The 7472-nt window shown below is 73.8% G+C and carries 8 protein-coding genes; 2 read left to right on the forward strand and 6 right to left on the reverse strand.

The window, feature by feature from the left end:
- Positions 1-153: 153 nt before the first annotated feature.
- From AB0B68_RS24285 to AB0B68_RS24300, 4 genes are all read right to left on the reverse strand, one after another.
- The gene (locus AB0B68_RS24285) at positions 154-1038 is read right to left on the reverse strand and encodes an NAD kinase (protein ID WP_357206865.1); all 885 of its coding nucleotides are present in this window, start codon (positions 1036-1038) and stop codon (positions 154-156) included.
- Positions 1039-1147: 109 nt separating this feature from the next.
- The gene (locus AB0B68_RS24290; protein WP_357206863.1) at positions 1148-2008 is read right to left on the reverse strand and encodes a TlyA family RNA methyltransferase; all 861 of its coding nucleotides are present in this window, start codon (positions 2006-2008) and stop codon (positions 1148-1150) included.
- Positions 2009-2046: 38 nt separating this feature from the next.
- A complete protein-coding gene (locus AB0B68_RS24295) occupies positions 2047-2319 on the reverse strand; it encodes a hypothetical protein (protein WP_357262892.1) in 273 nt (90 codons plus the stop codon).
- Positions 2316-2906, reverse strand: a complete 591-nt coding sequence (locus AB0B68_RS24300; protein ID WP_357262895.1) for a hypothetical protein — start codon at positions 2904-2906, stop codon at positions 2316-2318. The genes AB0B68_RS24295 and AB0B68_RS24300 overlap by 4 nt, the downstream gene beginning before the upstream one ends.
- A 111-nt stretch (positions 2907-3017) precedes the next feature.
- On the opposite strand from AB0B68_RS24300, the gene AB0B68_RS24305 reads away from it, so the two are divergent.
- Positions 3018-3356: an SCP2 sterol-binding domain-containing protein gene (locus AB0B68_RS24305; protein ID WP_355008437.1), complete on the forward strand. Its 339-nt coding sequence runs from the start codon at positions 3018-3020 to the stop codon at positions 3354-3356.
- Positions 3357-3368: 12 nt separating this feature from the next.
- Here AB0B68_RS24305 and AB0B68_RS24310 read toward each other — a convergent pair whose 3' ends face one another.
- Together AB0B68_RS24310 and AB0B68_RS24315 are read right to left on the reverse strand one after the other, a co-directional pair.
- Positions 3369-4400: an HAD-IIA family hydrolase gene (locus AB0B68_RS24310; protein WP_357206856.1), complete on the reverse strand. Its 1032-nt coding sequence runs from the start codon at positions 4398-4400 to the stop codon at positions 3369-3371.
- The gene (locus AB0B68_RS24315; RefSeq protein ID WP_357262898.1) at positions 4397-5419 is read right to left on the reverse strand and encodes a hypothetical protein; all 1023 of its coding nucleotides are present in this window, start codon (positions 5417-5419) and stop codon (positions 4397-4399) included. Before AB0B68_RS24315 ends, AB0B68_RS24310 begins: the two co-directional genes overlap by 4 nt.
- Between AB0B68_RS24315 and AB0B68_RS24320 the strand changes: the two genes are divergently transcribed.
- Positions 5408-7336: a hypothetical protein gene (locus tag AB0B68_RS24320; RefSeq protein ID WP_357262901.1), complete on the forward strand. Its 1929-nt coding sequence runs from the start codon at positions 5408-5410 to the stop codon at positions 7334-7336. The two genes, AB0B68_RS24315 and AB0B68_RS24320, sit on opposite strands and share 12 nt — an antisense overlap.
- Positions 7337-7472 lie beyond the last annotated feature (136 nt).

The following is a 7472-nucleotide window of genomic DNA, read 5'->3' on the forward strand; positions in this document are numbered from 1 at the left end:
GGGCTCCTCTACTCCTCCAGGCCCGCCATCCGTGGATGAGGGCCGATCGGAGTCTGCGTCGGAGCGTGTCACCAGGTCACTAGTCGCACGCCGCCGCAGCGGCGACATGTCGTCAGGTGGACAACTGACATCCACCGACCGTGTGCGCCACCGTCACCGGCGGCTGCCACGCCAACCGTGCACGGGCAGACCGAACTTGGCCACCAGCCGGTCGGTGAACGGACGGGGGCGCAGCCGCACGATGCGCACCGGCAGGGCACCACGACGCACCGTCACCCGCGCGCCGGGCGGCAGGTCGTAGACCCGACGCCCGTCGCAGGAGAGCACGGCGAGGGTCGTGAACGGGTCGACCGTGATCACGAAGGTGGACGTCGGAGCCGTCACCAGCGGGCGGCTGAACAACGCGTGCGCGCTGATCGGCACCAGCAGCAGCGCCTCCACCTCCGGCCAGACCACCGGGCCGCCACCGGAGAACGCGTACGCGGTGGAACCGGTGGGGGTGGCGCAGACGACACCGTCGCAGCCGTACCGCGACAGCGGCCGACCGTCCACGTCGACGAGCAGCTCCAGCATCTGGGCCCGCTCGCCCTTCTCGATGCTGATCTCGTTCAGCGCCCAGGACTCGATGGTCGGCCCACCGTCGAACTCGGCCGTGACGTCCAGGGTCAGCCGCTCGTCGACCGTGTAGTTGCGGCCGACGACGTCCCGGACGGCGGTGTCCAGATCGTCGATCTCCGCCTCCGCCAGGAAGCCCACCTTGCCGAGGTTGATGCCGAGCAGCGGCGCCTTCGCGGGTCGGGCCAGCTCGGCGGCGCGCAGGAAGGTGCCGTCCCCACCGAGCGCGAAGACGATCTCGGCGCCCTCGGCAGCCTGCGGGCCGCCGACCGGCACCACGCCCGGCAGGTCGAGGTCCTCGGCCTCGTCGGCGACCACCCGTACCTCGAAACCGGCATCGATCAGGTCGGCGGCGACCGACCGGGCGTGCTCCGTGCTACGCCGACGACCGGTGTGGGTCACCAGCAGCGCGGTCCGGCTCATCGGGCCACCCGCCCACGCCGAACCGGGCCGCGTCGCGTCACCGGCGCCGACACCTCGGCCCGGCCGCGTGTCACCGCCCGGCCCACTGCGGCACCCTCACTGCGCGCGTTCACCCTGCGACCTCCTCCGCCGCCACGTCCGGCACCGCGCCGGCCGTCGTCGAGCCGTCCGGCCCGGCCGCCACCACGGCCCGCACCCGCTCCGGGTCGGCCGCTGGTGCGCCCCGGCGCAACCATACGAAGAACTCCACGTTGCCGCTGGGCCCGGGCAGCGGGCTGGCCGCCACGTCGGCCAGCCCGAGGCCGAGCCGTGCGGCCGCCGCCGCCACGTCCAGCACCGCTTCGGCGCGCAGCTCCGGATCGCGGACCACACCGCCGGCGCCGACCCGGTCCTTGCCGACCTCGAACTGCGGCTTGACCATCAGTGCCAGGTCACCGTCGTCACGGGTGCAGCCGGCCAGCGCCGGCAGCACCAGTCGCAGCGAGATGAACGACAGGTCGGCCACCGTGAGATCGACCAGGCCGCCGATCGCGTCCGCATCGAGGGTACGGACATTCGTGCGCTCCAGGACGCGGACCCGCTCGTTCGTCCGCAGCGGCCAGGCGAGCTGCCCGTAGCCGACGTCCACGGCCACCACCTCGGCCGCGTCGGCGCGCAGCAGCACGTCGGTGAACCCCCCGGTCGACGCTCCCGCGTCCAGGCAACGCCGCCCGGCCACGTGCAGCCCACCGGGGGCGAACGCGGCCAGCGCGCCGGCAAGCTTGTGCCCGCCTCGGGAGACGTACTCCTCGGCCGGGTCCGCACCGGTGACCAGGAGCGGGTCGGCGGGGTCGACCATCGCGGCCGCCTTGCGGGCGACCACGCCCCGCAGTTGGACCCGGCCGGCCTCCACCAACGCGGCGGCCTGCTCACGCGAGCGGGCCAGACCGCGGCGGACGAGTTCGGCGTCCAGCCGGTTACGACGTGCCATGGGTGGTTCTCCGGTCTGCTCAGGCCTGGTCGTCCCGCTCAGGTCTGGTCGATGGTGGCGAGGGTTTCCCGCAGCGTCTCGTAGGCCGCCTCGTAGTGGGCGATCTGGTCGGCGGGAGCGAGCGTCGCCGCGTTGGCGATGGCCCGCACGGCGGCGTCCACCGCCGGATGCCGTGCCTCGTCGTCCCCGAGATCCAGCGGCGGTCCGGGGCGGGCACCCACCGGCGGGGCCGGGCGGGCCGGGAACGACCCACCAGCCGGCGGACCGGGCCGCGGGAACGACCCGCCAGGCGGCGGTCCGGGCCGGGTCATTCGGCGTCGTCCGGCCGCTGCCTGCGAATCGCCGCCTTCTTGGCGGGCATCACAGCCGGCGTCGGGATGTCCTCGTCGGCCGTCCGGCTGATCGTCGCCGGCGCCTTCTTGGCGATGGCCTTCTTGGCGACCGCCTTCTTCGCGACGGCCTTCTTCGCCACCGGCGCGGAGACCGGGGCGCCGGCCGGGGCGCCGGACGGCACGAGGCCGGTGCCGGGCTTCGCGGCGACGGTCGGGTCGGGTTGTGGCGTGGGGCCGGCGGTCGGCGCTTCGGCCGGCTCGGTGGACCGCGCCTCCCGCAGCTGCCGCTCCAGGTCGTGCACCCGCCGGGTCAGCTCGGCCACCTCGTCGGCGGTGGCCAGACCGACCGCGCCGAGGGCCCGGTCGACCTCGAAGCGGACCAGCTTGGTCAGCGCCTCCCGGTTGGCGGCGCCGGTGGTGACCAGTTCCTCGCCGAGGGCCTGGAGTTGGGCGGCGGTCGCGCCGCCGGAGCCGACGAGGCGACGTGCCACGTCCTGGGCCTTCTTCCGGGGCGCCTCCGTAAGGCCCATGGCCAGCTCGAGGTAGGCGCGCCACGCGTCCTGCATGCCTGAGTCCTTCCACGGGGCGGGGTGTGCAGGTGTCACGCTACCGGGCACCCCCGACCGACCCGTGCGGTACGGTGCCGAGGACGGCGTGGCGATCACCGAGGGGGAGATGTGGCCAGCGTGGACGAGTGCCGGCAGGCGTTGCAGGAGCTGGCCGCCCGGTTGGATCGCAACGCCGAGACCGTGCGCGAACGGATCGACCTGGACCGGACGCTGGCCTGCCGGATCACCGACCTGGACACCGCGTTCCACGGCCGGATCACCGGCGGCCGACTGGTCGAGCTGACCGACGGCGACGACCCCAAGGCCAAGATCGCGCTGAGCACGTCCAGCGACGACCTGCTCGCCCTGGTCCGTGGCGACCTGGACGTCACCGGCGCGGTGACCTCCCGCCGGGTGTCGATCAAAGCCAACCCGTTCGACCTGCTCAAGCTGCGCAAGCTGCTCTGACGACCGCCCGGCTCACGCCGCCGCGGTCAGACCGAAACTCTCCACCGCATGGGCCGCGTCCGAGCCCACCGGACGGATCTTCGGCAGCGCCGGCACCGACGCCGACCAGGCCACCGCGCAGAGCGCCGCGAGGGCGTCCAGCGGCCGACCGGCCCCGGCCAGCTCCAGCGTGCCGTCCCGGTCGGTCACCGACCAGCCGCCGGCGTCCGCCGGGCCCGGGACCCGCACGGCGGCAGCCGGGTCGAAGAGCCCCGCCAGGTCTTTCGCGACGTACGTGGGACGTCGCCGCGGCTCGGCGGCCAGCAGCTCCGGTACGCCGTGCACGCCCGTGAGCACGAGCAGGCTGTCCAGCCCGGCCCGGCGGGCACCCTCGATGTCGGTGTCCAGCCGGTCACCCACGACCAGGCTCCGCCCACCGCCACTGCGCCGGGCAGCGGTCTCGAACAGCGCCGGCTCCGGCTTCCCGACCACCACGTCGGGGTCTCGCTCCAGTGCGGTACGCAGCACGGCGACCAGCGACCCGTTGCCGGGCAGCGGTCCCCGCCCACTGGGCAGGGTCCGATCGGTGTTGGTGGCGATCCAGATCGCACCCGCCCGCACCGCCACTGACGCTTCGGCCAGCTCGGCCCAACCGACCTGCGGGCCGTACCCCTGCACCACCGCCGCCGGCTTCTCATCGGCCTGGGTGACCGGGTTCAGGCCGACCGCGCGCAGCTCCGCGCGCAGCGCCTCCGCGCCGACCACCAGCACCGACGCGCCGGCGGGTAGCCGGTCACGCAGCAACTCGGCCGAGGCGGCAGCGGAGGTGAGGACCTCCTCCGGTCGGGCCGGCACGCCCATCCCGGTCAGCAGGTCCGCGACCTCGCTGGACCGGCGCGACGCGTTGTTGGTGGCGTACGCCACCGCCCGTCCCTCGGCGTGCAGCCGGGCCACCGCGTCGACGGCGCCGGGGATCGGCCGGTCGATCAGGTAGATCACGCCGTCCAGGTCGAAGACGACCAGGGTGTACCCGTCGACCAGCCGCTCCCCCACGCCCGCGCTCACCGCTGCGTCGACCCCGACTCGTCGTCCCGGGCCGGCACGGTCCCGTCGGCGTTCGCCGCGTCGCCGTTCGCCGCGTCCCGGTCCGTCACGCCGCTGTCGCCAGTGGTGGCCGCGTCGGCGTTGCCGCTCCCGGTGGGGTGACGGTCCTCGTCCTCGTCGTCGAAGCCTTCGTCGTCAGCGGGACGGCCGACAGCGTCGTCCTCCTCGTCGTCGTCGAAGTCCTCGTCGTCGTCGTCGTCGACATCTTCATCGTCGTCGTCGTCGTCATCTTCGTCGTCATCGTCGTCGTCATCGTCGTCGTCATCTTCGTCGTCATCGTCATCGTCATCGTCATCGTCGTCGTTCGTGTCGCCGGCCAGGTCGGCGTCGGGTCGGGCCGGCACCGCACCGGGAGCGCCCGGGCCTGCGGCGATCTCCTCGGCGGCCTCGTCCTCTTCGTCACCCTCGATGACCACGCCGTCGAGTTCGAGCAGCCGCTCGGCGGCGTCGGTCTCGCCCTCGGTGTCCACGTCGGCAGCGCGGGAGAACCATTCGCGGGCCTCCTCGCGCCGACCCACCGCGAGCAGCGCGTCGGCGTAGGCGTACCGCAGTCGGGCCGTCCACGGCACGGTGGCCTCGTTGGTGAGGTCCGGAACCTGGAGCATCGCGACCGCGGCGTCCTTCTGCCCGAGGTCACCACGCGCGCCGGCGGCGACGATCAGCAGTTCGATCGCCACGGCCTGGTCCAGCTTCTCCCGGTCCGCGCCACGGAACAGGTCAATGGCCCGCTCCGGCCGGCCGAGAGCCCGCTCGCAGTCCGCGAGCACGGCCAGGTGGCTCTGCAGTCCGCTCATCCGGTGGTAGGTGCGCAGCTCGGCGATCGCCGACTGCCACTCTCCCGCCCGGTACGCGGCCAGACCGACCGCCTCACGGACAGCGGAGATGCGCGACGCGAGCCGCCGGGCGGCCAGCGCGTGCGCCAACGCCTCGGCCGGGTTCTCGTCGATCAGCTGCCCAGTGGCGACCAGGTGCCGGGCCACCGTCTCGGCGACCGGCTTGTTCAGCGAGAGCAGCTCAGCGCGAACGTCCTTGTCGAGGTCGGTCGCGACAATGTCGTCCGGCAGTGCCGGGGCCGAGCTACGCCCGCCCTCGGACGACTCGGAGCCACCCGCGCGGTCATCGCGACGGAACTCCCCCTCACGACGCGGCCGCTCGTCGGACCGGAAACCCCCGGTACGCTCGCCGCCCCGGTAGCCGCCCTCGCGGTCGCCGCCCCGGAAGCCACCCTCACGCGGGGCGCCCGAGCGCGAACCGTCACGGTCCCCGCCCCGGAAGCCACCTTCGCGACGGTCACCACCACGGAAGCCACCCTCACGGGGAGCGTCCGAGCGCGAACCGTCACGGTCGCCGCCACGGAAGCCGCCCTCACGGCGGTCGCCGCCTCGGAAGCCACCGTCGCGGTCGCCGCCACGGAAGCCACCTTCGCGCGGCGGGCCGGAGCGAGTGCGGTCACCACCCTGGTAACCGCCCTCACGGCGGTCACCACCACGGAAGCCACCGTCGCGGTCACCACCGCGGAAACCGCCTTCACGCGGAGCGCTGGAACGCGAACTGTCACGGTCGCCGCCCCGGAAACCGCCCTCACGGCGGTCGCCGCCCCGGAAACCACCGTCGCGGTCGCCGCCCCGGAAGCCGCCCTCACGGGGAGCGCTGGAACGCGAGCCGTCGCGGTCGCCGCCCCGGAAGCCGCCCTCACGGGGGGCACTGGAACGCGAACTGTCACGGTCGCCGCCCCGGAAACCGCCCTCGCGACGGTCACCACCACGGAAACCACCGTCGCGGTCACCACCGCGGAAACCACCCTCACGCGGCGGGCCCGAGCGCGAACCATCACGGTCACCGCCACGGAAACCGCCCTCACGGCGGTCACCACCACGGAAACCACCGTCACGGTCACCGCCCCGGAAACCACCCTCACGGGGGGCACTGGAACGCGAACTGTCCCGGTCACCGCCACGGAAACCGCCTTCGCGGTCACCACCGCGGAAGCCACCTTCGCGACGGTCACCGCCACGGAAGCCACCCTCGCGGTCACCACCACGGAAACCACCCTCACGCGGCGGGCCCGAGCGCGAACCGTCACGGTCGCCACCACGGAAGCCACCTTCGCGACGGTCACCGCCACGGAAGCCACCCTCGCGGTCACCGCCACGGAAGCCACCCTCACGCGGCGGGCCGGAGCGAGTGCGGTCGCCGCCCTGGTAACCGCCCTCACGACGGTCACCACCACGGAAACCACCCTCACGCGGAGCGCTGGACCGCGAGCCGTCGCGGTCGCCACCACGGAAGCCACCCTCACGCGGAGCACCCGAGCGCGAACCATCACGGTCGCCGCCACGGAAGCCACCCTCACGCGGAGCACCCGAGCGCGAACCATCACGGTCGCCACCACGGAAACCACCCTCACGGCGGTCGCCGCCCCGGAAACCACCGTCGCGGTCGCCGCCTCGGTAGCCGCCTTCGCGCGGAGCGCCCGAACGCGAGCCGTCGCGGTCGCCGCCACGGAAGCCACCCTCGCGGGGAGCGCCGGACCGGAAGCCGCCCTCACGCGGAGCACCCGAGCGCGAGCCATCACGGTCGCCGCCACGGTAGCCACCTTCGCGCGGAGCGCTGGAGCGCGAGCCGTCGCGGTCGCCGCCGCGGAAACCACCCTCGCGGCGGTCACCGCCTCGGTAGCCGCCCTCACGGGGGGCGCTGGAGCGCGAGCTGTCCCGGTCACCACCACGGGAGCCGGAGTCGCGGCCGCCGGCGTATCCGCCTCGTGCGCCGCCGCTGTCGCGGTCTCCCCGGTACGGGGGCCGGCCTTGGTCGTCGCGGCGTGGGCCGCGGTCGCGTCCGCCCGCACCGTCAGTACGGTCTTCGTAACGACGGGGACGGTCTCCGCCCTGCGGTCCTGAACTCACAGGTACATCCTTCCTGATTGCGCCACCAATGGCGCTACGCAGTCGAGGGCCGACCCTGATGGGGCGGCCCTCGACTGGAAGATTGTCCGGCGGCGTCCTACTCTCCCACACCCTCACGAGTGCAGTACCA

It is taken from the genome of Micromonospora sp. NPDC049049 (assembly GCF_040649115.1).
Taxonomy (GTDB): domain Bacteria; phylum Actinomycetota; class Actinomycetes; order Mycobacteriales; family Micromonosporaceae; genus Micromonospora.